Below are 26,494 nucleotides of genomic sequence, written 5' to 3'. Positions count from 1 at the left end.
CCTGCCATGTCCCGCGACCCCCGCCCGCTGCCCGCCGCCGACCCCGACGCCGTCCCCGCCCTGCGGGCGCTGCGGACCGTCGGCTGCCTGCTCTTCGACGGGGTCCGGGCCTTCGACTACGCCGTCATCAGCGAGGTGTGGAGCCACCGGGAGGGGATCGAGCTGCGCGTGTGCGGCCCGGGCGCGCGCCGGGTGCACCTCGGCGGCGGCCTGGAGCGGGTGCCCGACCACGGCCTCGACGCACTGCTGGAGTGCGATCTGATCCTGGTCCCGGGGGTCGAGGAGCCCCTCGCGGCCCGGGATCCGGCCGTCCTGGAGGTGCTGCGGGAGGCCTGCGGCCGGGGCGTGGCGCTGGCGTCCCTGTGCGCGGGTGCGTTCGTGCTGGCCGAGGCGGGGCTGCTGGAGGGCCGTACCGCCACGACCCACTGGGCACTCGCGGAGCAACTGGCCGCGCGCCATCCCGGGATCGACGTGCGGCCCGAGGTGCTGTTCACCGGGGACGGGGAGATCTGGACCTCGGCCGGGGTGGCGGCGGGCATCGACCTCTGCCTGCACCTGGTGCGTTCCGCGCACGGGCAGCGGGCCGCGGCGGCGATCGCGCGGGCGATGGTCACCGCGCCGTTCCGCCCGGGCGGCCAGGCCCAGTTCATTCCGTCGCCGGTTCCGCCGGAGCCGGGGGGCGGGCAGGGGGACCGGCTCGCCGGGGCGCGGGCCGCGGTGCTGGACGCCCTGGGGAGCGAATGGACCGTGCGGCGGATGGCGGACGCGGCGCTGATGTCCGAGCGGACCTTCGCGCGCCGGTTCGCCCTGGCCACGGGGACGACTCCGCTGCGCTGGCTGCTGGAGCAGCGGGTGCTGGCCGCACAGCAGTTGCTGGAGGAGACGGACCTGCCGGTCGAGGAGGTCGCCACCCGCTGCGGTTTCGGGTCGGCGGTGTCGTTGCGGCCCGCCTTCGTGCGGCGGCTCGGACTGTCCCCGCGCGCCTACCGGCAGGCCTTCCGCGGCACGCCGTGATCCGCCCGCGCGTCGGCCGTACGGAGCCCGCGCTTGCGCCGGTACGCAGACGGCAGCCCGTGGTGAGGCGGCCTTCGGTGAGGCGGCCGGTCAGAGCGCCTTGGCCTCCATCGCCGGGCGCAGCCGCTCCAGCAGGGTGCAGAGGGTCGCGCTCTCCTCCTCGTCGAGGGTGTCGAGCGCCCCGTGCGTGGCCTGCATCTCCTCGCGCACGCGCCGGATGATCTCGCGGCCCGCCTCGGTGGCCACGACGTTCTTGACCCGGCGGTCGGCGGGGTCCGCCTCGCGCCGCACCAGCGCGCGGGCTTCGAGCCGGTCGACGATCCCGGTGACGTTGGACGCGTCACACACCAGCAGGGTCGCGAGGCCCCGCATGGGAACCGGCGCGTCGAGCTGGGCGAGGGCCTTGGCCTGGGTGGAGGTGAGGCCGTGCCGGGCCGCCGCGGCGGCGAAGTCCCGCCACTGGGCGGTGGCGATGGCGGCGAGCAGCTCCAGCAGCTGGAGCTTGGCGGGCGGGTGCGGGGCGCTGACGCCGGTGCCGGGGCCGGGGGCGTCGCTCACGACGGGAGTGGTGCTCATGACCGAAGTGTACGGCGAGTGCTTGAGGTCATCAATCATTTACTTGACGTCCTTAACTATCTCCGTCTAACGTCATGCTCCTGACCAACTGCTTGATGCACTCGAACATCTGCGGTCTGAAGCACTCTGAAGCCATGAGAAGGTCCCGCCAGCCATGAGCACCCCCGCATCCGCCCCCGCCGCCGGGCACAGGAACGAGACGGTCATCGTCTTCGCCCTGAGCCTCGCCGCCATGGTCGTGTCGATGATGCAGACCCTGCCCGTCCCGATCCTGGGTCTGATCCGGACCGATCTCGGTACGTCCACCGCCAACGTGAGCTGGGTGACCACGGCCACCCTGCTCTCCGCCGCGGTCTTCACCCCGCTGCTCGGCCGCTTCGGCGACCAGCACGGCAAGAAGCCGACGCTGATCGCCGTGCTCGGCGTCATGGTCGCCGGATCGGTCATCGCCGCGCTGGCGACCTCCCTGCCGCTGCTGATCCTGGGCCGGGTGCTCCAGGGCGCCGCCACCGCGATCTTCCCGCTGGCCCTGTCGGTGCTGCGCGAGGAGGTCCGCCCGCAGAAGCTTCCCGGTGCGATGGCCCTGGTCAGCGGCACGCTCGCGTTCGGCAGCGGGCTCGCGCTCGTCGCCACCGGCCTGCTCACCTCCGGCGCCGACGCCGACTACCGCAACGCTTTCTGGATGGCGACCGGCTTCGCCGTCCTCGCGCTCCTCGCGGTCGCCTTCCTCGTCCCGGCCACCCGCCACAAGACCGGCGGCCGCACCGACATCCTCGGCGCCCTGACCCTCGGCATCGCACTGCTGCTGCTCCTGCTGCCGATCTCCCAGGGCCACGAGTGGGGCTGGTCCTCCGGCCGTACGCTGGGCAGCTTCGCCGGCGCCGTGGTCATGGGCGGCGTGTGGGTGTTCACCGAGCTGAAGGTCCGCGAACCCCTCGTCGACATGCGGATGTTCGTGCACCGGCCGGTACTGATGGCCAACCTGGCCGGGATCCTCGTCGGCTTCGGCATGTTCGCGAACTTCCTCGGCGTCTCCTACCTCGTCCAGATGCCCCACGCCCTCACCGGCTACGGCTTCGACGCGTCCATCCTGCGCGCTTCCGTCCAGTTCCTGCTGCCCGGCGCGATCGTCTCCCTGCTCGCCTCCCCCGTGGGCGGCCAGCTGGTCCGCCACCGCGGGCCGCGGATCGCCCTCGCCGTGGCCGCCGGGCTCGGCGCCGTCGGCTTCGGCTGGCTGGCCCTGGACCACGCGCACACCTTCTCGGTGATCGGCGCCGGTGTCGTCGTGGGCGCGGCCGTCAGCTTCGGCTACGCGTCCATGCCCGCCGTCATCATGGCGAGCGTCCCGCACCACCAGAGCGGCATCGCCAACGGCATCAACTCGATCTCCCGCTCGACCGGCAGCGCGATCGGCAGCGCCATCGTCACCACGATCCTGGCGTCCAAGACCATCGAGCACCTGCCCGCCGGGGTGCCGCCACTGCCCGCCGAATCCGGCTTCACCCTGACCTTCGGCATCGGCGCCGTCGCCTTCGCCCTGGTCGCGGTGATCAGCTGGCTGGGTCTGCGCGGCCGCACCGGCCCGCGCGTGGTCGAGGCGAGCGTTCCGCCGGCGCGGACCGCGCCCGCGAAGACGCCGGAAGCCGCCGACGCGGTCTGAGGCGCCCGGCCCGTACGCCCCGCCCTACCCCGCCGGTGTGAACCGGACCACCGCCGCGCGGCCTTCCGCGCCCAGGTGCAGGACGCCCTGCTCGCCGCCCGTCGCGAGCAGGGCGTCGTACGTTCCCAGCCGCGCCCCGCGGCCGAGGGACGCACCCTCGACGGACACCTCCCCCGTCAGGGCGACGACGAGCAGTGCGCCGCCGGTGCCCGGCGGGACGGTCAGCGCGAGGTCGCCGCGGACGACGGCCACCTGCGCCCGCGCGGCGTCCCGGCGGTACATGACGTTGAAGTTCACGACGGGCCCGTCGAGCAGCCGGCAGTCGGTCGCCACGTCCCCGGGGAAGCGCTGCGGCGCGAAGCGCTCGTCCACCAGGCGCCGTACGCCGTCCACGGTGAGGTCCATCCCGGCGCCCTCGGCGAGGGTGAGCGTGCGGTCCACCCCGGGAAAGCCGGAGAAGGGCCCGTCGGCGGCCACCTCCGCGAGGCTGACCCGCCAGGCGAAGTCCCCCGCCGCGGATCCGGTCCCCGGGGCCCGCGGCGCCGCCGCGATCTGCCGGGTGACTCCCCCGCCGTTCCGCCAGGCCTCGGCCGGCCGCCCGGCGGTGCGCAGGATCCGTACGTCAGGTTCGCTCGTCATGGTGCTCAGGATGCCCTGCCCCCGCGCGCGCCGGAGGGCCTGGTCCAAGGACGGGGCCCCTGCCCGCCGCGATGCGTGCGGGCAGGGGCCCCGTCCTTCGATCAGGCCCGGTCAGTTGCCCCGCGGGGCGGTGGCCTCCCCTTCGTACGCGAGGTCCCGGGCGCGGCCGACCGCCGCGTCCGCCGACCGCGCGTCCAGCGGGTCGAACGCCGCTTCCGGCGCCTGCGCGGGCCGCGGCCGGTCCGAGCGGTAGAGCAGCGCCATGCCCGACAGGACCGCCGTCAGGCACGCCGCGACCACCGAAGCGCCCGTGGGCCAGGGCAGGAGCGCCCCTCCCACGCCGCCGTAGAGGTCCAGGTCCAGCACGCTCGCGAGCGCGTGGACCGTCAGGATCCCCACCGCGGTCCCGGCCGTGGCCGCCCACACCCCGCCGCGGTCCCGCACCGGCACCAGCACGGCCAGCGCCAGGCAGAGCCCGGCCAGGGCCAGCAGCGCCCAGGCGGGCAGGCCGCCGTGCGCGAGGAAGGCAGCGGGGTCACGCGGCAGGGACACCAGCGCGGAGACGACGAGCGCCACCGCGACGGGCCACCGCAGTCCGCGGCCCGGCACGCCGGGCTCCCGCGCCGCCCGCGACGGACGGCCCGCGCTCTCGTGGGAGGTTCCGGCGGGCGCCCGGCCGGCCGGTTCGGCCCGGTCCGGGTGACGGGCCGCCGCCTCGGGCGCGAACCCCGGCGGGGGCTCGGGGGCGAACCGGGGCGGCGGCCCCGGCTCGTCCACGGCCGACGGCCCCGGCTCGTCCACGGGCGGGGGCCCGCCGGCGAACCGGGGGTCGTCCTCCTTGGAGAACAGCACGGCCAGGGAGATGACGTCCTCGATGGGGCGGCTGACCGCGGCCGCCCGCAGGGCCTGGCGCGCCGCGTCGGGAACCTGCCCCGACCGCTCCAGGAGGGTCACCAGGTCCGCCACCTCTTCCACGGACCGCCGGGTGACGGCCGTGTCCAGCAGTGTGTGCAGGCATTCCGTGTTTCCGGCGGCCTGCACCGCCTCGTCGGGGTCCGTGCCCGTTTCCGGTGGTCGCGCGGCCGCCGCGCCGCGGACCTGCGCCTGTTCGCCCCCGACGTCGGCCTCAGCCTCGGGTATGGCGTAGTCGCTCATGTCTTGCTCCGTCCGAATGCCGCTTTGAGCGGCCACGCGCAACCAAGCTCACTCAAGTTACAGCGTGCGATGGATTGCTTACTCCCGGCCAGCATGCGTGAGGGTGGCCGCCCCCGCCATTCGGATCAAGCGAACGGGTCACGCGGACGCCGGAGCTATGCCACCGAGAGGTCGTCCCCGTAGACGGCGCCCTGCCCGTACCAGCCGTGCAGGTACACCGTGACCGTGCCGGAGGCGCCGGTGGTGAAGGGGACCGAGAGCTTGGTCCACCCCGTGGAGCTGGTCCAGGCACTGGCGCTCGCGCCGCCGCGCACGCCCAGGTAGGCGTAGCTGCCCTGGACCCACCCGCTCAGCGTGTAGGCGTGGTTCGGGGTGAGCGTCAGGGTCTGCGCGCACTCCCCGGTCCGGGCGTCGGCGGGCACCGCCTTCAGGGCGTACGAGCCGCCGTGCGCCGGGTTCGCGACCACCGCGGCTCCGGCGTCGCAGGTCCACGGCGCGAGGGCGCCGCTCTCGAAGCCGCCGTTGACCAGGGCTCCGCTGCCACCGCCGGGGCCGGAGACGGTGAGCGTGAATGTGGTGGTGTGCGTGAGCCCGCCCGCGGTCCCCGTGACGGTGATCGCGTACGTGCCCGGCGCGGCCGAGGCCGCGGCGGTGAGGGTGAGCTGCGCGGAGCCGCCCGCCGTCACCGAGCCGGGGCTGAGGGTGGCGCCGACTCCGGCCGGGGCCCCGGTGGCCGTCAGGGTCACGGTCTTCGCGCTGCCCGAGGTGACGGCCGTGCTCACGGTCGCCGTGGCGGCGGCGCCGCCGGGGGTCACCGAAGCCGAGCCGGGGGCGACGGCGAGGGAGAAGTCGTCGGCCACCGGCCCGCCGCCCCCGGTGAAGGGCGCGAAGGTGTGGGTGAAGTACCAGGGATCCTGGGCGATGCCCGAGCAGGTGTCGGAGCCGCCGGTACCGGGGCAGCCGCCGTTGTCGCGCTGGAGGGCCCAGAAGGAGAGGGTGTTGATGCCCTTGCCGACGGCCCAGGAGTAGACGGCGTTCGCGTCGGCCGTGGTGAAGGTCTCTGCGGCGCCGAAGTCGTCGATGCCGGGCATCTCGGTGACGCCGATCATCCCCCAGAGCTGGGCGGGGGTCTTGGCGGGGTAGAGGGCGGCGAGCTGGTTGTACAGGCCGGTGGCGGCGGTGCGCGTGTCGGCCGCCATGTCGTGGCTCGCGTTGTCGTAGTAGTCGAAGGTCATCAGGTTCACGACGTCGACCTGGGCGCCCGCGGCCTTGGCGCTCTTGAGGACGGCCAGTCCGCTGCTCGCGAGGCCGCTCGTGGTCGTCGGCAGGGTGTAGGAGATCTGGAGCGGGCGGCCGCTCGCGGCGGCCCAGTCCTGCACCTTCTTGATGGCCTGGTTGCGGCGGTCGATGCCCGCCTTGTTGGTCAGCGAGTTGTCCTCGATGTCCATGTCGAGGCGCGGCACGTCATAGGTGGTGATGACCTTCTCGTAGGCGGCGGCGATCGCGTCCACGCTGGTACAGCTGTCGGCGATCTCGGTGCCGCCGTTGTCGGCCGCGTAGCCGCCGAAGGAGGGGATGACGTCGCCGCCGCGTGCGCGGATGGTGGTGAAGTCGGCGCCGAAGACGGAGGCGGAGACCGGCTGGCCGGTCGAGCCGTTCCAGTAGGGGGTGCACGACCCCTTGGCCTCGGTCTGGACGAACGCCATGGTCAGGTACTTGGCGCCGGACTTCTGGGCGAGGTCGGCGGGGCTGTCGCCCGCGTACGCCTCGAAGTACGGGGCGAAGACGTGCGCCGGCAGTGGGGTGGCGGCGGCGTGGGCCGCGGAATCGGCCGCGAGGACGAGGCCTGCTGAGGCGGTGACCGTGCAGAGGGCGGCCAGTAAGGCGTGGAGGGGCCTGGGGCGTCTCATCGTTGCTCCCGGTGGGGCGTGAGCGGCGAACGGGCGGACGCCTCATGATTGGTCTGGACCATCAGGGGGTCAAGGGTCCAGACCACTTCATTCCCAAGGGTTTGCCGAACGCCCCAAGTGCGCTGCGCACCGCACCCCTTGACGGGAGGGCCGGGACGCGGGATGCCGTACCGGGCGGGCTCCGCTCGCCGTGGACACCGGGAAGGCGGCACCGATGCCGGGCTCGTGGCGGTTCATGACATCCTATGACGTCACAACTCACCGGGCCGGACCGGTCGATGTCCGGGCAGACAGGGAAGGTCCATGAGGCTCTGCTTTCTGGTGGAGGAGCAGTACCGCCATGACGGCATGCCGAACGAGGTGATCGGTCGGCTGACCTCGTGGGGCCACCACGTGGACGTGGTGCGGCCCGGCGGTTCCCTCCTGCGCATGACCGAGGCGGTCCGCACGGGCACGCACGACGCCTGGGTGCTCAAGACCGTGTCCGGCGGCCCCGGACTCACCCTCCTCGAAGCCGCCGCGGGGGCCGGGACCACCACGGTCAACGACGCCCGCGCGATCCGGGGCGTGCGCGACAAGGCGCTCGCCGCCGCCCTCGGGAGCAGCCGCGGGCTGCCGCTGCCCGCCACCTACGCGGTGGCCCGGCCCGAACTCCTGCTGGAGATACCGGCCTCGGAATACCCGCTGGTGGTCAAGCCCGCCGACGGCAGCTCCGGCCGGGCGGTGTACCTGGTGTCCTCCCCGGACCGGCTGGCCGCGATGCTGGCGGAACTGGCGGGCGAGGGCATGCTGATCGCGCAGCCGTACGTACCCAACAAGGGCACCGACATCAAGGTGTACAGCGTCTGCGGGGAGCTGCACGCGACCGAACGCCGCTCGCCCCTGCACCCCGACCACTCGGTACGGGAGCGGCGCGTACCGCTGTCCGCCGAAGTGGCCGCGATCGCCGGGCAGGTGGGTGCGGTGTACGGGCTGGACCTGTACGGCGTCGACGTGATCCTCGGCCCCGACGGGCCGGTGGTGGTCGACGTGAACGACTTCCCGAGCTTCCGCCAGGTGCCGGACGCTGCGGCGCGGGTGGCCCGCGCGGTGCTCGGGCTGGCCAGGGCGGGCGCGCCCGGCGGCGCGGTCGCGGCGCCCCGCACGCCGTCGATCCCGGCGCAGGTGACCGTGGCCACCGCGCCGGCGGCGACCGTACCGGCCGTGGCGGTCGCGCTGCCCGGCGCCGCGCCGGCGGTCCTTCCGACAGCCGTGGCGGCGGGCGAGGGCCTGTGAGGATCGGGCTGATCACCCCCGACCCCGGGCACCCGCTGCTGGCGGGCGCCGCCGGGCTGCTCGCGCCGCTCCACCGGGTCGAGGCGCTGGATCCGGGCACGGTGACGGAGCTGCCGGGTCCGCCCGCCGACGTGTACCTGCTCAAGTCCCGTACGCCGCGCGCCCTCGCCCTGGCCCGGGAGGCGGAGGCGCTCGGGGCTCCGGTGCTCAACTCGGCGGCGGCCACCGCGCTCTGCCAGGACCGTACGGCGATGGCGGAGCTGGCCCGCGGGGCGGGGCTGCCCTTCGCCGCCACCCGCGCCTACCCCTCCCTGGCCGCACTGGTGTCGGGGCCTCCGCTCGCGGGACCGGTCGTGGTCAAGAGCCTGCGCAGCCGCCGGGGCGACCTGGTCGCCCGGGTCGACGACGCCACCGCACTGGCCGCCCTGGCCGCCACCTGGGCCGGAGAACCCGTCGTGGTGCAGGAGTTCGCGCCCAACAACGGCTGGGACCACAAGCTGTGGGCGGTCGGCGACCGGGTCTTCGCGGCGCTGCGCCGGTCCGAACTCTCCCCCGGGGGACGCGGCCCGAACCTGCCGCTCCCCCTCGCCGAACTGCCGCCGGGCTGGACCGACCTGGTCCGCGCGGTCGGCGAGGCCTTCGCCCTCGACGTGTACGGCGTGGACATCATCGCGGCCGGCGGCGGGGACCCCCTGATCGTGGACGTCAACGCCTTCCCGGGCATCCGGGGCCAGGCCGGGGCCTGCGAGGCGCTGGCATCGCTGGCGCTGCGCCGGGCGGGCCGGAGCCGGGGCGCGGCGCGAAAAACCGGATGCGGACGCGCGGCCCCGATGTGAGGGTGCGGCCATGAACCGTGAGCAGATCTCCCGCATCGCCCATACCCACCACCCCGTCAAATCCCCGCTCGACGACGAGTCCGTGCGGCGCCTGCTGGACCACGGCGTGGCCCACGGCGGCGCGCGCCTGCTCGATCTCGGCTGCGGCACGGCGGAATGGCTGCTGCGCGCCCTCTCCGCCCACCCCCAGGTCCGGGCCGAAGGGGTCGACGTGTCCCCGGAGGCCCTGGAGCAGGCCTCCACGGCGGCCCGCGAGCGCGGCGTGCAGGACCGGCTGGTCCTCCACCAGCAGGAGGCCGCCGGTTTCACCGCGCCGCACTCCTTCGACCTGGTCCTGAACGTCGGGTCCAGCCACGCCTTCGGCGGGCTGCTGCCCACCCTCGAAGCGGCGGCGGCCCACCTGGCGCCGGGCGGGCGGGTGCTGATCGGCGACGGTTTCTGGGAGCGGGAGCCCTCCCCGGAGGCCGTCGAGATGCTCGGGGAGTACGCCGACCTGGCGGCCACCCTCGACCTGGTCGCCGCGGCCGGCTGGACCCCGGTGTACGGGCACGTCAGTACCCGCCGGGAACTCGACGACTACGAGTGGACCTGCTGGGGCACGCTGGCCGGCTGGGCCCTGGACCACCCGGACGATCCGGACAGCGCGCAGGCGCTGGCGACGGCCGCGGAACGCCGCGCCGAGTGGCTGCACACCTATCGGGAGAGCTTCGGTTTCCTGACGCTGGTGCTGCGCCGGACGGCCGGGTGAAAAGGTGGTGCGCACACCGCGGGGCCCGTCCTACAGTCGGCGGATGAGCACTCGCACCTTCCGCGTCACCGTCCGCGGCGCCTTCGACGGGCTGACCCCCGAGCAGCACGCCGAACTGGCGGCCCGCGCCCCGGAGCACGACATGCTGCGGGCGGAGTTCACCCCCGAGGGCCACCTCAGCTACGACATCGGCGCCCGTCCCTTCTTCACCTTCCGCTTCCTGGAGTCGGGCGAGAGCGAGGAGGACATCCTCGACGCGGGCGCGCGGGCCGAGCTGGCCGCCGAGGCCTGGCTGGAGGAGCGGGGATACGGGTTCAAGAACATCCGGTCCCAGGCCCAGGACATGTCCCTCGCACCGCTCGGCAAGCGCGGGCGGCGCGCGGCGGCGGCGCTGCCGACGGCGTGATCCCCGGACCGGCCTCCCGCTCCACCCGCGCGGGGCCGCCGGCGCGGTCCCGTCCCGGCTCCCCGGGATGCGGGCGCGCGGGTGCGACGGGAGAGTGGCCGCATGGGAATCGATGATTACGGTGGCGGCGCCGCGGACCAGTCTCCGGTCCTGGTCGTCACGACGAACGACGTCCCGGGCTACCGGGTGCAGAAGGTGATCGGCGAGGTCTTCGGCCTCACCGTCCGCTCCCGGAACCTGGGCAGCCAGATCGGCGCCGGTCTCAAATCGATGCTCGGCGGCGAGCTGAAGGGCCTCACGAAGACCCTGGTGCAGACCCGCAACCAGGCCATGGAGCGGCTCGTCGAACAGGCCCAGGCCCGCGGCGCGAACGCGGTGCTGGCGATGCGCTTCGACGTCACCGACGCCGCCGACGTGGGGACCGAGGTGTGTGCCTACGGGACGGCCGTCGTCATCACTCCGCAGTAGGCGGGCCGCCCCCCGGCGCCGTACCGGATCGCGAACCTCCCGGACGGCGGTGGCGCCCCGCCCACTCGTCAGCCCGTCAGCCCGTCAGCCGCGACGCCTGCCGGACGGTGTCGGCCAGCCCCCGCACGTCCGCGTCCTGCGTCAGCTCCGCCGCCCCCGAGGCCTGCTCGGCGAGCCGGTCGAGCGGCAGGGCGCCCGGTACCGGCTCCCAGCCGCCCGCGCGCCCGCGCAGCGCCGAGGCGAAGTAGGCGGCGACGGCGGTGACCTGGAAGCGGGGGTCGGCCTCGGTCCAGGCGCGGCCGGTCAGCGCGGCCGCCTCGACGGAGGCCGATTCCTCGTGCGGGGCCCGGGTGGCGGGGTCGAGCCAGCGGACGGTGGCGGTCGCCACGTGCCCGGCGGCCCCGGGGCGCGTACGGACGGCGTACAGGGCGGTGACGCTGTGGCCGGGGCCGACCTCGCCGCCGTCCACCGCGTCGTCGCGGAAGTCCTCGTCGGCGACCCGCCGGTTCTCGTAGCCGATCAGCCGGAAGCTCTCCACGGTCTGCGGGTCGAAGGCCACCTGGGCCTTGGCGTCGCGGGCCCGCAGGTCGATCTGGGCGGGCAGGTCCTCGCAGAAGACCTGCCGCGCCCGGTCGGTGTCGGAGACGTAGGTGGTGTGCCCGTCGCCGCGGTCGGCGAGGGCCTCCATCAGGGCGTCGCCGTAGTCGCTGCCGACGCCGACGCCGAACAGGGTGATGCCCTTGTCCTCGCGCGCCGCGGCGACGCGTTCGAGGATGCCGTCGGCCGAGGTGTCGCCGGAGTTGGCCAGGCCGTCCGAGAGGACCACGACGCGGTTGGTGGCGCCCTCGCGCAGGCCCTTCACCGCCTCGTCGTAGCCGCGGGTCACCCCGGCCTCGACGTTGGTGGAACGGGCGGGCCGCAGACCGGAGACGACCTCGTGGAGGTGCTCGCGGTGGCCGCCGAGGCGGGTCATCGGGATCCGGGTCTTCGCCGTGTCGCTGAAGGTCACCAGGGCGATCGAGTCGTCGTCGCGCAGCCGGTCGGTCATCAGCTCCAGGGAGGTGCGGACCAGGTCCAGGCGCCCCGGCTCGGCCATGGAGCCGGAGATGTCGACGACGAAGGTGAGCGCGGCGGGCTTGCGGACCGCGTCCGGGGCGGGTGCCCTGGTGGTCAGCCCGATCCGCATCAGCGACCAGTCGTCCGCCGAGGTGCGGGCGCCGTCGACCGTGACGGAGAAGCCGTTGCCCTCCGGGCGGCGGTAGTCCTGGCGGAAGCTGTTGACGAACTCCTCGGGTCTGACGGTGCGCGGGTCCGGCAGCCGCCCGGCGCCGATGGTGCGGCGGGCGAATCCGTAGCTGGCGGTGTCCACGTCCAGGGCGAAGGTGGAGAGGTGGTCGGCGGGCGGTGCGGTGCGCCCGGTTCCCCCGTCCTCCCCCTGGCCGGCGGACCGGCCGCCGCCGTCGGGCGCGGCGTAACGGGTTCCCGATCCGCTCCTGTGCGAGCCGTGCCCACCGCCGCTCGCTGCGCAGCCGGTCAGCAGCACGCCGCTCAGGGCGAGCGCGGCGGCCGCTCTGGTGCGGGTCCTCACGCGAAAGGTCATGCGGTGCTCCTCCGTTGGCCGGGACGGGCGCGTGCCGTTCTGGTGAATGTGACGCCCCGGCAGGCGTCCCGGACGAGTCGGAGCCGTTGCGAATGCGTCTCGAAGCGACAACGGCAGGCGGAACATCACGCTCTGGCCTCGCCGGGGTCACGACCGACGGCTCCCTCCCCGTGCGCGCGGCGCGGGGAGGGAGCCGTCGGTGTGCCGTGCGGCGGTCAGCTGCCGGGGACCGTGTCCTCGAAGGCCCTGCCCGCGGCGCGGTAGGCGGTGACCCGGGCGGCGACCTGGGCCGGGGTGAGCACCTGGTCCTTGACGTGCAGGACGTAGTCGACCTGCTGGTCGTAGGCGCGCGCGGTGGTGCCCGGCCGGCCGTTCAGGTCGATCAGCCACTGGTTGAAGTTGATCGACATGGGCCGCTCGGGCAGGTAGCGGGCGTCGTGCGTCCCGAAGGTCTGCCCGTCGATGGAGTAGGTGATGGCGTGGTCGTCGATGGTGACGACGAGGTCGTGCCAGCCCGCGTAGCTGCTCCGGGCCTCGGTGTGCTGGTTGACCGCTTCCCAGGGGTCGGGCCGGTAGGTCTCCCAGGAGGTGGTGTAGAGGATGTTGCCGGGCTCGCCCCAGCCTCCGTTGGGGAGGTACTCGAAGTCGTATTCGGCGTAGTCGTCGGCCATGGGGGCCTTGAGGTCGTTGATGGTGAAGAAGGTCTGGACGAGGTGGTCGCCGTCCGGGCCGTACGCCGGGGCGTCGGCGAACTTGACCCGGGCCGCGTAGGTCCCGTTCTTGAACTTTGCCGCCCGGGTAAGGACTTCGGTCTGCCGGGTGCTCTCGCCGGAGCCGGCGGTGGAGGTCTGCAGGTTCATGACGGTGTTGCCGCCGCCCGCCGCCGCGAAGGTGACGTTCTCGGGGGCCCAGGTGGCCCCGGGGACGCCCGGACCGCCGGAGTTGGAGCGCACGTTCCAGCCGTGGGCGGCGATCGCGGGGTCGCTGTGCGAGGTGTACGAGAAGTCGTCGAAGAGGGTGGCTCCGGTGGGCGCCGGACCGGTGGGCGTCGGCGTCGGGGTGGGGCCCGTCGGGGTCGGGGTCGGGTCGCCGCCGTTCCCGGTGGGAGCGGTGCCCCAGACGGTGGCGGCGCCGATCCGCGCGGTGACCTTGTCCCAGTCGCCGTACGCGCCGTGCCCCGCGTCGAAGGAGTAGTCGTCGGCCTGGTTCAGGGGCTGCCAGTCGGCGCGGTGGAAGCGCAGTTGCATGTCCCCGGTGTCGGCGCCCGGGGCGAGGGATCCGGCGCCCGCGCCGAAACCGATCTCCAGATAGCGGTCGGCGGTCGCGGTGGGGTGGTCCAGGACGCCGAAGGAGGCGGTGACGTTGGCGCAGCCCCTGACCGCCCAGGAGCAGGCGAAGCGGTACTGGGCCGCGGGGCCGTCGGCCTTGAAGTAGTAGCGGAAGGTCACCTGGCTCAGCGGGACGGCCGCCGAGCCGGTGTTGACCACCTTGAACCAGGGTTCCGCCTGGTCGGCGGTGGCTCCGCTCGCGCCGGTGCGGTACTGCACCTTGACGGAGTCGGCCGCCGCGTTCGCGGTCTGGGTGGCGAGTGAGGCGGAACCGAGGCCGGCGGTGACGGCCAGGGCGAGGGCGATCGTGGCGCGGGTACGCGTGGGGCGGCGCATCGGGGGTCCTCTCGGGTGGGGGGGGAAGTGCCGTGCGGTGACCGGACGTTCAGGTGCGGTCGGGGTGGAGCGGCCGGGCGCGCACGCCGAGGGCGGTGAGCCGGTCGTGGTGGTGGTCCAGGCGGCGGCGGAAGTCGGGCCAGTCGCGGTGCGCCGACCAGGCGGTGTCGGCCAGGGCGCAGAGCCGGGGGAAGGCCAGGTAGTCGAGCTGCGCGGGGGTGCTCGCGTACTCGGTCCACAGCTGGGCCTGGGTGCCGAGGATCCGGCGGGTGGCTTCCGGTTCCCAGTGCGCGGGGGCGGGGTCGTGGTCGTAGACCCCGCGCAGGTCGAGGACGCCGCCGTCCTGCCCGCGCGGTTCTCCGGGGTCGGCGGACTGCGGGTAGTCCAGGTAGGTGGAACGGTACGGCGCTATGATGACGTCGTGTCCGCGCAGCGCGGCGGCCCGGCCGTGGTCCGCGTCGAGCCAGGCGGCGACGGTGAAGGCGCCGGGGAGTTCGGTGCCGTTCCCGGTCCAGCCCAGTGGCCTGCGGCCGCGCGCGACGAGGTGGTCGGCGATGGTCCGCATGAACCATCCGTGGAGCGCTTCCGGGCCGCTCAGTCCCTCCCGCGCGGCCCGTTCGCGGGCGGCGGCCGAGTCCTGCCATTCGGCGGCGGGGCACTCGTCGCCGCCGATGTGCACGTAGGGTGCGGGGAAGACGTCCATGACCTCGTCCAGGACGGCGCGGCAGAAGTCGAGCACCTCGTCGTGGACGCCGAGGATGTTCTCGCACACCCCCCAGCGGGTCCAGGGCTCCAGGATGACGCCGGGCCGGTTGCCCAGGTGGGGGTAGGCGGCGAGCGCGGCCCGGGTGTGCCCGGGCATCTCGATCTCCGGCACGACCATCACGCCGCGACGGGCGGCGTAGGCGACGAGCCCGGTGAGTTCGGCCCGGGTGTAGGCGCCCTCGTGCGGGGTTCCGTCGCCCTCGCTCTCGCGGCGGCGGGCGCCGGTCCCGGTGAGCCGGGGATAGCCCGGGACCGGGATCCGCCAGCCCTGGTCGTCGGTGAGGTGCAGGTGCAGGACGTTGAGCTTGTGCAGGGCGAGCAGGTCCACGAACCGGCGTACGTACGCCACGGGCTGGAAGTGCCGGGCCACGTCCAGCATGGCGCCGCGCCAGGCGAACCGCGGGCCGTCGGTGATCCGCAGGCAGGGCAGGGACAGCCCGGGCAGCGGCCCGGCGGCCGCGTCGAGGGCGGCGGGCGGCAGCAGTTGGCGCAGGGTCTGGACGCCGTGGAGGAGTCCCCCGGGCCGGGCGGCGCGCAGCAGGACGGTGTCCGGGCCGATGGTGAGTCCGTAGCCTTCGGCGCCGAGTTCCCGCAGGGCCGCGTCCAGGAGCAGCACGATCCGGCCGCCCCCGCCGGGCGCCGGGGTCCCGGCGGGAGCCGGCGTCAGGGGGCGGCCGGTGGCGGGGGTGAACAGCTCGCACAGCAGGGCGGCGGCGTCCTCGGCGCCGGGTCCGGCGCGCAGTGCGGTGTCCGGGCCGAGGGGGAAGCGGCCGGGGTGCGGGGTCAGGGAACGGGGACGCGGGACGAGCTGCGGGAGGGCTGCGCTGCGGGTGGGCATGGCGCGGTGGTTCCTCCTATTGCTTACCAATTGGTCAACTGGATAGCTGCGTGGCACGAAGGTGACACGAGCGGGTCGAGCCGTCAACCCTCAAGGACACCAAGGGCTTTGAAGGGAAGACCGCGCGCTCATCGCGCTCGAACGCACCGAAGTGGTTTGATGTGCCTGACCAGTTGGCGACGGAAGGGAAACGAGGCCATGGCTGCGGGCGGCGGCGCGGGACCGGTGCTGAAGCGGGAACGGGTCCGTGAGCACCTGCTCGCGCTGATCGACACCCGGCGCCCGGGCGACGCCATCCCCTCCGAACGCACCCTGTGCGCGGCCCTGGAGGTGTCCCGCCCCACCCTGCGCGCGGCCGTCGACGAACTGGTGGCCACGGGCGCGCTCGTCCGCGAGCACGGCCGCGGCATGTTCGTCGCCCCCGCCAAGATCACCCAGGAACTGACCTCCGACGAGACCGCGTTCGCGGTGCGCCGGGCCTCGGGGAACTGGTGCAGCCGGGTGCTGGAGCACGCGGTGCTGCCCGCCGACGCCCGGATCGGGCGACGGCTGCGCATCTCCCCCGGCGCGGGGCTGCTCTACGTCGCGCGGCTGCGCCTGGTGGACGGCGCCCCGATGGCGATCGAGCACCTGCACATCCCGGCCGAGCTGGTGCCGGCCCTGACCCCCGCGGAACTGGAGGCCGGAGACCTCTACGAGCACCTGCGCGAGCGGCACGGGGTGTCCGTGCACGAGGCCCGGCAGTCGATCGAACCCACCGTCGTCAACGAGGCGGAGGCCGCGCTCCTCGACGTGCCGCTGCACTCCCCCGCCCTGCTGATCGAGCGGCTGACCACGGACTCCACGGGCCGCCCGGTGGAGTACGTGCACTCCGTCTACCGCGGCGACCGCTACCGCATCGTGTCCCGCCTCGCGCTCGGCGCGGCCGCCGCCGCACGGACGCCGGGCCACCACCCCGGCATCCCGCCGGGCGATCTCGGCCGGCGCGAGATCATCACCTCGACCACCACCGGGGACGTCCACACGGTGAACTGACCCGGACGGCGCGGTGCGATCAGGGACCGTCCGGTGCGCGCAGCGGGTTCGCCAGCGGCACGTAGCGGGCGGCGGCGCCGTCGGCGCGGGTCCAGCGCAGCAGCAGGTTCGTCTTCCCCGGAAGCGTCGGCGCGCTGAGCAGCTCCCGGACCTCGGGGAGCCCGTGTGCGGCGTCGTACCGGCGGAACTCCTCCCGCGCGGCGGGCCACAGCTCCCCCGCGATGCCCGGGTGGCGGTCGGCGAGCGCGCCGGCGATCTCGCTGAGGTGGTTGACGACCAGGCAGTACACCAGCCGCTGCCAGCCCTGCGCCCGGCCGGTCTCCGGGACCAGCTTGACCCCCTCCGCGTCCCGGAAGAGGGCCTGCACCGGGGTGCCGGAGCCGTCGACCGCGATCAGGGTGTTCTGGAGGTGCGCCTCCAGCACGACACCGTGGCGCGCGAACAGTTCCAGCACCGGCGGCACCACCTGGCGCAGGTACGCCCGCCACCAGCCCACCGGATCGGCGGCCCGGTCCAGCGGCCCGGGTACGGAACCCTCCGCCAGCGCGGCGGCCAGCAGCGGGGTGGCGCCTGGCACCAGGTGCGCGCGCAGCCCCTCGCGGACCATCACGGCCAGCTCCTCGAAGGCGAAGGACGCGGTGCGGTAGCCCCGGTCGGCCGTCCAGGCCGCCGTGGTCCCGGAGCGGGCGCGCACCGCCGCGAAGGCGGCTGTCACGGCCGCGTCGGTGCGGCGCAGGGCGAGCAGGTCGTGGCGCCACAGGCGGCGCACGTCGTTGGTGATGCGGACGTCCAGGCTGAACTTCGCGAAGACGTCGGACTCCGGACCGGGCAGGTACACGGTCCGCACGGAGGCCGTCGGCCACCCCGGGCGGGTGCCGGTCCCCAGCCGCAGCAGCCGCCCGTCGGCGTGGGCGGCCAGCAGCTCCGGGCTCGCGGAGGTCAGCTCCAGCTGCCAGGGGTGGGCGGGCAGCAGGACGTAGCCGGGCGGTACCGGCGGGGCGCCGGCGAGGTCGGCGAGTTCGCCGAACAGCTCGGCGGCGGGCGCGCCGCCCTCCTCGTGCACCTGGTCCGCGCGCAGCGCGAGGAAGGAGAGCGGGAAGCGGCCGTGCGCCTCGGGGGCGTAGGGCAGCCAGGACCGGGCGGGGGCGCCGCCGCGGGCTTTGGGCGCCGGGTGGTGGGGGTGCCCCATCAGCAGCGACTGCTCGGAGCGGACGTACGGGTCGGCCGGGGCGGTGGTGGCCGCGCGGGCGGCGAGCAGGGCGCCGATCGCGGCGCGGCTGTCGGCCATCTCGGCGGGCAGCTCGTCGTTCGTCGCGCCCGTGTAGCGGCGCAGCTCGTCGGCGGTGAGTTTGACGAGATCCGTGTGGCTGAGCGGGTGCCAGCCGTCCGCGTCGCGCAGCTCGGGGCCGGTGGGGCGGCGCCCGGCGCGGACCCGCAGCAGCCGCCCGCTGCCGCGCAGCCGGTGCACGCCGTCCCGGTCGCCCGCGGGGTCGGCCGCCTCGCGCAGGAGGCAGTTCAGGAGCGGCGCGGCGGCGTACTCGTCGGCGGTCAGGGCGGTGCGCGCGGGGGTGTCGGCACGGGTGGCGGGCGTCGCGGCGGGGCTGAGTTCCAAGGGTCCACGGACTCCCTCTAGGTCCGGCAGTGATCTTCAGTATCGGCGATCCGGGCGGTCGCCGTGACCTTCGGGCGATGATGGCCGGACAAGCGCATGAGCGGACGGGCGCATGAGCGGACCAGCACACGAGCAGATGACATGACGGTCCGCACATGCGAGAACCCGCACATCCGATGAGCCGGTCACGATGACGTGACGTGATGGAAGGAGTCCTGCCCTGTACCGCAGTGGCCATGCCCCCGGATCCGCCGCCGAGGAGGCCGTCGCCGCCCGCCTGGGCGACGTACGGCCGACGCTCGGCCCGGCCTACGCGGCCGCGCTGCCCGGCGCACGGGCGGCCGTCCTGGCCCGGCTCTGGCGGGCGCTGGCCTACGAGCCCCTGCCGTGGGTGGTGCGGCGCGCGGTGTCCGGCGGGGAGCTGACCGTGGCGCTGGCCGGCGGCGCGCGGCTGCGCGGGCCGCTCCCCGACCCGTACGCGGGGGACGCGTACGTGCGCGAGCTGGACCTCGACGGCACGGCGCACCCGCGGGCCGCGGCCCTGATGGCGGCGCTCGGGGTGCCGGAGGGCGGCGGGTTCGCGGCCGAGCTGGACGCCAGTACGGCCTCCCTCGCGCTCTCCCGGGCCGGGCAGTCGCTCCACGGGGACGGGGGCGGCCCGGCCGAGGTCTGGCAGTGGGAGCAGCGGGTGGTCGACGGGCATCCGTACCACCCCAACTGCCGCTACCGCCCCGGTTTCTCCGTGGCCGAGGAGCTGGCGTACGCGCCGGAGCACCGGCCGGTCGTCCCGCTGGGCCTGCGGGCCGTACGGGCGGACGCGTGCCGGGTCACCGGCGCCTGGCCGGCGGCGCTGCGGGACGGGGCGCGGATCCTGATCCCCGTGCACCCCTGGCAGGCGGAGCACGTGCCCGGGCTCCCCGGGGAGGCCGTGGCGGCCCCGCCGGAGTTCGCGGGGCATCCGCTGATGGCGCTGCGGTCGCTGGCCCCGGTCGCGGGCGGCCCGCTGGACGGCTGCGCCCCGGGGGGCGCCGCCCCGCAGCTGAAGACCGCGCTCAGCACCCGGCTGACCTCCTCCGTGCGGGACATCTCGGTGTACTCGATCGAGACCGCGGCGGCGGTGTCGGACTTCGCCGCGGCGCTGGCCGCGCGGCTCGACGGACGGCTGCACGTCACCCGCACCCTGGGCGCGGCCACCGCGCTCACCCCGGACCTGGCGGCCGTGCTGCGCGAGCCGCCGGAGCGGTACGCCGATGCGGCCGCCGGCGAGCGGGTGGTGCCGGTGGGGGCCCTGGCGGGCACCGCCCGGGCGGCCTCCCCCGCCTGGCGGGCGGCCTTCGCCCGGCTCGCGCTGTCGGTGTGCCTGCGCGTGCTGGAGCTGGGCGTGGCCCTGGAGGCGCACGGCCAGAACCTGCTGGTCGTCCTCTCCCCTGGCGGGGAGCCGCTGCGCCTGGTCTACCGGGACCTCGCCGACATCCGGATCAGCCCGGCCCGGCTCGCCGCGCACGGGATCCCGGCGCCGCCGCTGGCCGGGCGGCTGGTGACCGACGACGAGGCGGCGCTGCGCCGCAAGCTGTTCGGTTCGCTGGTGTCCGGGGCGCTGGGCGCGCTCGCGGGTTCGGCCGGGGCGCTCGCCGAGGACCTGGCCGCCGCCGCACCCGCGCTGGAGCGCACCCCGGACGCGGTGGCCCTGCTCGGCGGGCCGCTGCCCGCCAAGGCGCTCACGCTGATGCGGCTGAGCCCCGGGGCGCCGGGGGACCTGTGGACCACCCTCGGGACACCGCTCGGAGCCCCCGCGGTGCGCTGAGCCCGCCCCGGCTCCGCGGCGGGCCGGGGGCCCCGCGGGGTGGGCCGTTCGGGGGGAGCGGGCCCGGCGCCCGGCCCTGTCCCCCGGGCGATCGGGGGCGGCGGTGGCACTAGTGGGACATGAGCCTCGATCGCCGTCACCTCCTCGCCGGTACCGCGGCCCTCCTCGCCTGCGTCGGGGCGGGCCGGCCGGCGGGTGTGCGGACGACGCGGCGCACCGGCGGCTTCGAGGCGCTCGCCCGCGACCTGGACGGGCCGGTGGTGCTGCCCGGCCGGCCGGACTACGCCGAGGCCCGCCGGCTCTTCCAGCCGCGCTACGACGCGGTCGCGCCCGGCGCGGTCGCCTATCCGCGCCATGCCGGGGACGTCGCCACCTGCGTGGCCTTCGCGCGCCGCGCGGGGGTGGCCATCGTGCCGCGCGGCGGCGGGCACAGCTACGCCGGGTACTCGACCGGCCCCGGCCTCGTCGTCGACGTCGGGGCCATGGCGGGGGTCGAGACCGGGACCGGGGAGGTACGGGTGGGCGCCGGGGCCCGGCTCGGTGACCTGAACGCGCGGCTGGCCGCCCGGGGCCTGGCCGTGCCCACCGGACTGTGCCCCTCCGTCGGGATCGCGGGGCTCGCGCTCGGTGGCGGCCTGGGGGTCTGCGGCCGGGCCTTCGGCACGACGAGCGACCAGCTCACCGGCGTCCGGATCGTCACCCCCGACGCGGTGGTCCGCGAGGTGGACGCGCGCGCCGACCCGGACCTCTTCTGGGCGCTGCGCGGGGGCGGCGGCGGCGCCTTCGGGGTGGTCACCGAGTTCCGGATGCGGACCCGTCCGGCCGGTGAGTGCGCCCTCGCCGAGCTGCGCTGGCCGTGGGCGGACGCGGCTGGGCTGCTGCGCGGCTGGCAGCGCTGGCTGGCCGCGCTCGCGGACCCCTTCTGGAGCCAGGTCGAGTTCGTGGCCGAACCCGGCACGGCGCCCGGGCCCGCGGCGGTGCGGGTGGTGTGCCTGGACGGGCGGCGGGCGCTGGAGGAAGAGCTGTCGCGGCTGGCGGACGAGGCCGGGGCCCCGCCCCGCGAGAGCCACGTGGAGGTGCTCGGTCACGGCGACGCCATGCGGGCGATGGCCGGCTGCCGGGAGGAGCCGCAGGCCCGGTGCCGGCTGCCCGGCCGGCTGCCGGGGCAGGATCCGCAAGGGCGCCTCGGCCGGGAGGACTACGCGGCCCGCTCGGACTTCTGGCCCGTGACGGGCCTGCCCGCGGACGCCGTCGCGGCCGTGCTGGACGGCGTACGGCGCTACGCCTCGGCGGTGCCCGCCGGCGGGCGCGGCGTGGTGCAGTTCGACGGCGTCTGCGGGGGCGCGGTGAACCGGGTGGATCCGGCGGCGACGGCCTTCGCGCACCGGGACGCCGGGTTCCTGGCCCAGTACCTCGCCTACTGGCCGCCGGGGGCGCCGTCCGCCGACGTGGGGCGCCACCAGGCCTGGCTGGACGGGCTCTGGCGGCGGCTGCGGCCGTGGGCGAGCGGGCGCGCGTACCAGAACTACACGGATCCGAAGCTCACCACGTGGCGCGAGGCGTACTACGGCGCCAACCTCGCTCGTTTGACGCAGGTCAAGCGTTCCTACGACCCCGGCCGTCTCTTCGACTTCCCCCAGGCGGTGTGATGCCCCCACTCCCTCCCGAACCACCGGCACTCCCGGCCCCGTCGGCTCCCGCGGTCCCTCCCGCCGGATCCGGCCAACAGCGAGAAGAGGTATTCAGCATGCGGTGTGGTGCGATGCTGCGTCGGACGCTTGTCGTGGTGGCCGCGGCCTCCGTCGCGGTCGGTATCGGGCAGGTCCCCGCGGGAGCCGGGGGCGGCGCCGGGACCCGCGCGCCCGGCCCCGGACGCTGGACGGCCGGGGACGCGCAGGCCTTCTGGACCCCGGAGCGGATGGCGTCGGCCACCGCCCTGGACGGCGACCCGTCCCTCTCCACGGCGGCCGGACCGGGGGCCGGACAGGACTTCGACGGGATCCCGGTGGTCGGCCGGATGTTCGTGATGAAGGACGACGGCGGCTACTTCTGCACCGCCAGCGTGGTCGCCTCCCCGCAGCACGACCTGGTGCTGGGCGCGGCGCACTGCCTGCTGGGCGCCGACACCCGGCAGGTGGCGTTCGTACCGCACTACACGGCCAAGACCCCCCGCCCGTACGGGATGTTCCCGGTGCTGAAGGTGTGGGTCGATCCGCGCTACGCGCAGCAGGGGCCGGAGCTGGCGGCCACGCTCGACGTGGCCTTCGCCCGGGTCGGCCCGAACAGCCAGGGCGCACCGGTGCAGGAGGCGGTCGGCGGCGGGAACCGCCTGGTCACCGGCGACGGCTACGAGCACGACGAGGTGCGGCTGATCGGCTATCCGGCGTCGGCCGCCCGGCCCCGGGTGTGCGTCAACCGGACGACCCGCTTCACCAGTACCGACCCGGGCAGCCCCGGATCGTTCCTGCGGATCGACTGCACCGGTTACCCCGGGGGCACGAGCGGCGGCCCGTTCCTGAAGAACTTCGACCGGTACACGAACACCGGGGACGTGGTCGGGGTCATCGGGGGCTGGAAGACGGGCGGAACCAGCCCGGACACCTCGTACAGCGCCTACTTCGGCACGGACGTCAGGAACCTGTACCAGTCGGCGGTCGACGCGGCGCGATGAGCCCGTGCGGGCGCCGGGTGCGCCGCGGGTTCCCCACGCTGCGGGGGGTCTGCGGCACGCCGGACGCGATCCCCGTGTCCGGCGGCGGGAGTTCCAGGCGCCGGCGCAGTGCGGCGAGGGCGACGTGCACCGGCGCCAGGACCACCTCCGCCCCGGGGTGGACGTGCGCCAGGGCGTGCGCGGTGGTCTCGATCGCCTCGGCCGCGTCCTCGGCGGCGGTCCGGCTCCACCCGCCGGGGAAGGCCGCGTCGTACAGGTGACAGGCCGCCTCGGCGAGGGCGTCGGCCCGCTCCCCCACCCCGTGCCCCGCGACGGACGGCAGTTCCACGCCAGTTTCCATACCGCTCTCAACGACGCCGCCCCGCCGGGGGAACGCGCCCCCGCTCAGCGCGCGGGCCGTGTCGTGGGCGAGGCGGTCCTCGTCGAGCGAGCGGGGGTCGCCGGTGTCCAGGCGGGGGGTGCCGCCGGCGTCGGGGCGCCAGATGCCGCGCTCCGGCGAGTCGGCGTAGTAGTCGTCGCCGTGCAGCACCCGGACCGGGCCCTCCTCGGCGGTGGCCGCGAGGGCGGTGGCCAGGGTGGTCTTGCCGGCCCCGGCCCCTCCGGTCAGGGTTAGCAGCAGCGGCGGGGCCGTGGGCCCGGTCACGACGCCCACGCGATCCACAGCGGGAGCAGGAGCAGGGCTCCGACCGAGCACTTGATGACCAGGGCGGCGGAGAGGTCGACCCCGACGTCGTAGCGCTGGGCGAAGACGAAGAGGTTCTGCGGGGTGGGCATGGCGGCGATCAGGACCAGGTACCTCAGCCAGTCGCCGCGGACGCCGAACAGGCCGCCGCAGACCGCCCAGGCCAGCAGGGGGAAGCCCAGGCACTTGAAGGCGATCAGGGCGATCTCCTCCCGGGTCGTGCCCCGCAGGCCGAGGCCCACGCCGCCGAGGTGCAGGCCGAGGGCGAAGAGGGCGACGGGCGAGGCGCTGTCGCCGACGAAGGCGAAGCCGTCGAGGAGCAGCTTCGGGACGGGCAGGGAGACCAGGTTGAGCAGGATGGCCGCGTTGCAGGCGAGGACCAGCGGGGTGGTCAGCGAGGTACCGACGGCGCGGGCGAGCCGGGCGGGCCGGGAGTCCCGGCCGGGGGCGCCGCGGCCGGCGGTGCTCGCAACGGCGCCGGCGCCGTCCTCGGCATCCGCCGCGGCGCCGCCCCCGGCCGGGTCACCGGCCCGGTCACCGGCCCGGCCCAGCTCCATGACGGAGATGACCACGAGCGACAGGACGCAGACCTGGAAGAGCAGCACCGGAAAGATCGGCGCCGCGTCGCCGAAGACGGTGATGAAGACGGGGACCGCGAAGTAGGCGGTGTTGACCTGGACCCCCGCCATGACCCGCAGGGCCACCCCGCGCGGCTCCCGTATCCCCGAGGCCCGGGCGGCCAGTGCGACCGCCAGCGCGGCCAGCGCGGCGGTGGCCGCGTACCCGGACAGCGCGCGCCAGTCGAACAGGGCGCCGAGGTCGCTCGCGTAGATGCTCCCGAAGAGGTAGCAGGGGACCGCGAAGAGGAAGGCGTAGTCCGCGAAGGCCTTGGACGCCTCCGCCGGCACGACCTTGCGCCGGGCGAGCACCGCCCCGCAGCCGAAGGCCAGCAGCACCGGCAGCAGTTTCTCCAGTGTCGCCACCACACCCATGCCCGAAGCCCCCGACGTCCGCATCGTCCCTGGTGACGTCGTCCCCCGGCGCCTCGGGCGACCCTATCGCCCGGCCCGCCGCACCCGGCACGCCCTACCCTGGACGGATCATGCGAAACGAAGACACGTCCGGCCCCCCGCGCGGGCTGAGCGCGGTGCTGCGGACCCCGGCCCGGGCCGCGGAACCGCTGTTCGCGCAGGCCCCCAAGCGCTGGCAGCGCCGACTGCCGTACGCGGTCGCGGCGGTGGCCGTGCTCGTCCTGCTGCCCGTGACGGTCAGCGTGCTGACCAACGACTACAAGGCGGGCGGCGGCTGGGCGGGCGCGCTGGCCGTGGCGCAGACCGTGCCGCTGCTGCTGGCGCTGACCCGGCCGCTGGCCGCGTGGGCCGTCGTCATCGTCGCGGACACGGTCGGCGCGCTCGTGCTGGTCCACGCGGACCGGGTCGCGGGGATGACCTGGCCGTGGACCCCGATGATCATCATCGGGTACCTGCTGCTGATGGCCTGTCTGGGGCTGCGCGAGTCGATCCGGACGCTGGTCGGCGTGTGGCTGGCGACCGGGGTGGTCGGGGGGCTCGTCGGCTTCCTCCAGCCGGACGGGGTGACGAACACGCACGCGCTGCTGTTCGTCCTGGCCGGGGTCATGCTGGTGGTCACCGGAGCGCTGCGCGGGGTGGGCGACGCGCAGCGGCGGGTGGCCGAGCAGGAGAGCATCAGCGAGGCGGAACGGGCCGGGCGCACGCTGCTGGAGGAGCGCGCCAGGATCGCCCGCGAGCTGCACGACGTGGTGGCCCACCACATGTCGGTGATCACGGTGCAGGCGGACTCGGCGCCCTACCGGCTGCCGGACATGTCGCCCGAGGTGCGGCAGGAGTTCGGCGCGATCGCGTCGAGCGCCCGGGAGTCGCTGAGCGAGATGCGGCGGCTGCTGGTGGTGCTGCGCGGCGACGGGGTGGACGGCGAGCGGGCGCCGCAGCCGGGGCTGGCGCGGGTGCAGCAGCTGGTGGAGGCGACCGTACGGGCGGGCCTGCCCGTGGAGTTGTCGATGACGGCGGAGGCGGCGCGGGCGGCGGAGGCGGTGCCCGCGGTGGACCTGTCGGCGTACCGGATCGTGCAGGAGGCGCTGGCCAACGTGGTGCGGCACGCGCCGGGCGCCACGACGCGGGTGGCGGTGCGCCACGACGCGGGCGGCTCGGGCGAGGTACTGGTGCTCGTGGTCAACGGGCGGCCGCGCAGCGCCCCGGTGCAGCTGGAGAGTTCGGGCACGGGCCACGGTCTGGTCGGCATGCGCGAGCGCGTACGGTTGACCGGCGGGACGCTGGACACCGGTCCGCTTCCCGACGGCGGCTTCCGGGTCGCCGCCCGCCTGCCGTTGCACTCCCTTGCCGAGGATTCCAGTTGACCATCCGCGTGATCATCGTCGACGACCAGGCCATGGTGCGGGCGGGGTTCGCCGCCCTGCTGTCGGCGCAGGCCGACATCGATGTCGTGGGCGAGGCTCCCGACGGCCGCCGCGGCATCGAGGTGGCCCGTAGCACGCACCCCGACGTGGTGCTGATGGACGTGCGGATGCCGGAGATGGACGGGCTGACGGCGGCCCGCGCGCTGCTGGGGCCGGCGGTCGGTGTGGTGCACCGGCCGAAGGTGCTGATGCTGACCACCTTCGACATCGACGACTACGTGTACGAGGCGCTGCGCGCGGGCGCCTCCGGCTTCCTGCTCAAGGACGCGCCGCCCGCGGACCTGATCGCGGCGGTCCGGGTGGTGGCCTCGGGCGAGGCGCTGCTGGCGCCCTCGGTGACCCGGCGGCTGATCGCGGACTTCGTGCAGCAGCGGCCCGCGCCGCGCCGGGATCCGGCGCTGCGGCTGAACGGTCTGACCCCGCGCGAGACCGAGGTGCTGGAGCTGATCGCGCGCGGTCTCTCGAACCAGGAGATCGCGGGCCACCTGGTGCTGGCAGAGCAGACGGTCAAGACGCACATCGGGCGGGTCCTCGGCAAGCTGGACCTGCGGGACCGCGCGCAGGCCGTCGTCTTCGCCTACGAGGCGGGGCTGGTGCGCCCGGGCGACGGCGCCTGAATCCCCCGTCGGGTCACCGGCGGCCGGGGTCTCCTCCACCCCCTACCCGGGTATGACATCCCAC

Annotated in this window: 23 protein-coding genes; 13 read left to right on the top strand and 10 right to left on the bottom strand. The window is 75.2% G+C overall.

Annotated features, from left to right (window positions below):
* Window positions 1-6 precede the first annotated feature (6 nt).
* A complete protein-coding gene (locus AC0693_RS10525; protein ID WP_478801499.1) occupies window positions 7-1,014 on the top strand; it encodes a GlxA family transcriptional regulator in 1,008 nt (335 codons plus the stop codon).
* 90 nt (window positions 1,015-1,104) lie between these two features.
* Here AC0693_RS10525 and AC0693_RS10520 read toward each other — a convergent pair whose 3' ends face one another.
* Complete coding sequence (locus AC0693_RS10520; protein ID WP_469333119.1) at window positions 1,105-1,590, bottom strand: MarR family winged helix-turn-helix transcriptional regulator; 486 nt, start codon at window positions 1,588-1,590, stop codon at window positions 1,105-1,107.
* A gap of 154 nt (window positions 1,591-1,744) precedes the next feature.
* On the opposite strand from AC0693_RS10520, the gene AC0693_RS10515 reads away from it, so the two are divergent.
* The gene (locus AC0693_RS10515; protein WP_469315758.1) at window positions 1,745-3,250 is read left to right on the top strand and encodes an MFS transporter; all 1,506 of its coding nucleotides are present in this window, start codon (window positions 1,745-1,747) and stop codon (window positions 3,248-3,250) included.
* A gap of 24 nt (window positions 3,251-3,274) precedes the next feature.
* On the opposite strand, the gene AC0693_RS10510 is transcribed toward AC0693_RS10515, so the two are convergent.
* From AC0693_RS10510 to AC0693_RS10500, 3 genes are all read right to left on the bottom strand, one after another.
* The gene (locus AC0693_RS10510; protein WP_469333116.1) at window positions 3,275-3,889 is read right to left on the bottom strand and encodes a HutD/Ves family protein; all 615 of its coding nucleotides are present in this window, start codon (window positions 3,887-3,889) and stop codon (window positions 3,275-3,277) included.
* Between the two features lie 111 nt (window positions 3,890-4,000).
* On the bottom strand, window positions 4,001-5,044 hold the full coding sequence (locus AC0693_RS10505; protein WP_478801498.1) for a hypothetical protein: 1,044 nt from the start codon (window positions 5,042-5,044) through the stop codon (window positions 4,001-4,003).
* A 155-nt stretch (window positions 5,045-5,199) separates the two neighbouring features.
* Complete coding sequence (locus AC0693_RS10500) at window positions 5,200-6,954, bottom strand: carbohydrate binding domain-containing protein (RefSeq protein ID WP_469333111.1); 1,755 nt, start codon at window positions 6,952-6,954, stop codon at window positions 5,200-5,202.
* Window positions 6,955-7,257: 303 nt separating this feature from the next.
* Between AC0693_RS10500 and AC0693_RS10495 the strand changes: the two genes are divergently transcribed.
* The 5 genes from AC0693_RS10495 (at window position 7,258) to AC0693_RS10475 (ending at window position 10,687) form a co-directional block, all read left to right on the top strand.
* Window positions 7,258-8,229, top strand: coding sequence for an ATP-grasp domain-containing protein (locus AC0693_RS10495; RefSeq protein WP_469315754.1), 972 nt, complete (start codon window positions 7,258-7,260; stop codon window positions 8,227-8,229).
* Window positions 8,226-9,065: an ATP-grasp domain-containing protein gene (locus AC0693_RS10490; RefSeq protein WP_478801497.1), complete on the top strand. Its 840-nt coding sequence runs from the start codon at window positions 8,226-8,228 to the stop codon at window positions 9,063-9,065. The genes AC0693_RS10495 and AC0693_RS10490 overlap by 4 nt, the downstream gene beginning before the upstream one ends.
* Before the next feature lie 10 nt (window positions 9,066-9,075).
* On the top strand, window positions 9,076-9,813 hold the full coding sequence (locus AC0693_RS10485; RefSeq protein ID WP_469315752.1) for an SAM-dependent methyltransferase: 738 nt from the start codon (window positions 9,076-9,078) through the stop codon (window positions 9,811-9,813).
* Window positions 9,814-9,856: 43 nt separating this feature from the next.
* Window positions 9,857-10,219: a DUF6204 family protein gene (locus tag AC0693_RS10480; protein ID WP_478801496.1), complete on the top strand. Its 363-nt coding sequence runs from the start codon at window positions 9,857-9,859 to the stop codon at window positions 10,217-10,219.
* Between the two features lie 102 nt (window positions 10,220-10,321).
* Window positions 10,322-10,687 (top strand): YbjQ family protein, encoded by a 366-nt coding sequence (locus AC0693_RS10475; RefSeq protein ID WP_356414234.1) that lies wholly within the window; start codon window positions 10,322-10,324, stop codon window positions 10,685-10,687.
* A gap of 76 nt (window positions 10,688-10,763) precedes the next feature.
* Here AC0693_RS10475 and AC0693_RS10470 read toward each other — a convergent pair whose 3' ends face one another.
* The 3 genes from AC0693_RS10470 to AC0693_RS10460 form a co-directional block, all read right to left on the bottom strand.
* Window positions 10,764-12,287, bottom strand: a complete 1,524-nt coding sequence (locus tag AC0693_RS10470; RefSeq protein WP_478801495.1) for a vWA domain-containing protein — start codon at window positions 12,285-12,287, stop codon at window positions 10,764-10,766.
* Window positions 12,288-12,502: 215 nt separating this feature from the next.
* A complete protein-coding gene (locus AC0693_RS10465; protein WP_478801494.1) occupies window positions 12,503-13,951 on the bottom strand; it encodes a cellulose binding domain-containing protein in 1,449 nt (482 codons plus the stop codon).
* A gap of 49 nt (window positions 13,952-14,000) precedes the next feature.
* On the bottom strand, window positions 14,001-15,554 hold the full coding sequence (locus AC0693_RS10460; RefSeq protein ID WP_478801493.1) for a beta-N-acetylhexosaminidase: 1,554 nt from the start codon (window positions 15,552-15,554) through the stop codon (window positions 14,001-14,003).
* Window positions 15,555-15,752: 198 nt separating this feature from the next.
* Between AC0693_RS10460 and AC0693_RS10455 the strand changes: the two genes are divergently transcribed.
* Window positions 15,753-16,589 (top strand): GntR family transcriptional regulator, encoded by an 837-nt coding sequence (locus AC0693_RS10455; protein ID WP_478801492.1) that lies wholly within the window; start codon window positions 15,753-15,755, stop codon window positions 16,587-16,589.
* A 19-nt stretch (window positions 16,590-16,608) separates the two neighbouring features.
* Here the strand turns inward: AC0693_RS10455 and AC0693_RS10450 are convergent, their stop codons facing one another.
* Window positions 16,609-18,201, bottom strand: a complete 1,593-nt coding sequence (locus AC0693_RS10450; protein ID WP_478801491.1) for an IucA/IucC family protein — start codon at window positions 18,199-18,201, stop codon at window positions 16,609-16,611.
* A gap of 220 nt (window positions 18,202-18,421) precedes the next feature.
* Between AC0693_RS10450 and AC0693_RS10445 the strand changes: the two genes are divergently transcribed.
* The 3 genes from AC0693_RS10445 to AC0693_RS10435 all read left to right on the top strand — a co-directional run bounded on the left by AC0693_RS10445 (window position 18,422) and on the right by AC0693_RS10435 (window position 22,676).
* Window positions 18,422-20,005: an IucA/IucC family protein gene (locus AC0693_RS10445; protein WP_478801851.1), complete on the top strand. Its 1,584-nt coding sequence runs from the start codon at window positions 18,422-18,424 to the stop codon at window positions 20,003-20,005.
* Window positions 20,006-20,124: 119 nt separating this feature from the next.
* Window positions 20,125-21,654: an FAD-binding oxidoreductase gene (locus tag AC0693_RS10440; RefSeq protein ID WP_478801490.1), complete on the top strand. Its 1,530-nt coding sequence runs from the start codon at window positions 20,125-20,127 to the stop codon at window positions 21,652-21,654.
* A 113-nt stretch (window positions 21,655-21,767) separates the two neighbouring features.
* The gene (locus AC0693_RS10435) at window positions 21,768-22,676 is read left to right on the top strand and encodes a serine protease family protein (RefSeq protein ID WP_356414249.1); all 909 of its coding nucleotides are present in this window, start codon (window positions 21,768-21,770) and stop codon (window positions 22,674-22,676) included.
* Here AC0693_RS10435 and AC0693_RS10430 read toward each other — a convergent pair.
* Together AC0693_RS10430 and AC0693_RS10425 are read right to left on the bottom strand one after the other, a co-directional pair.
* The gene (locus AC0693_RS10430) at window positions 22,636-23,319 is read right to left on the bottom strand and encodes a hypothetical protein (protein WP_478801489.1); all 684 of its coding nucleotides are present in this window, start codon (window positions 23,317-23,319) and stop codon (window positions 22,636-22,638) included. The genes AC0693_RS10435 and AC0693_RS10430 overlap by 41 nt on opposite strands.
* Window positions 23,316-24,350 carry an AEC family transporter gene (locus AC0693_RS10425; RefSeq protein ID WP_478801488.1) on the bottom strand — a complete coding sequence of 345 codons (1,035 nt, stop codon included), beginning with the start codon at window positions 24,348-24,350 and terminating at the stop codon, window positions 23,316-23,318. The genes AC0693_RS10430 and AC0693_RS10425 overlap by 4 nt, the downstream gene beginning before the upstream one ends.
* A 110-nt stretch (window positions 24,351-24,460) precedes the next feature.
* On the opposite strand from AC0693_RS10425, the gene AC0693_RS10420 reads away from it, so the two are divergent.
* On the top strand, window positions 24,461-25,753 hold the full coding sequence (locus AC0693_RS10420) for a sensor histidine kinase (protein ID WP_468468327.1): 1,293 nt from the start codon (window positions 24,461-24,463) through the stop codon (window positions 25,751-25,753).
* On the top strand, window positions 25,750-26,430 hold the full coding sequence (locus AC0693_RS10415) for a response regulator transcription factor (protein ID WP_356414264.1): 681 nt from the start codon (window positions 25,750-25,752) through the stop codon (window positions 26,428-26,430). The genes AC0693_RS10420 and AC0693_RS10415 overlap by 4 nt, the downstream gene beginning before the upstream one ends.
* Window positions 26,431-26,494: the final 64 nt, after the last annotated feature.

This window comes from Streptomyces sp. NPDC043876, assembly GCF_056435825.1.
Note: the sequence above shows the minus strand (reverse complement) of the source record. Positions and strands in the feature narration are given on the sequence as shown.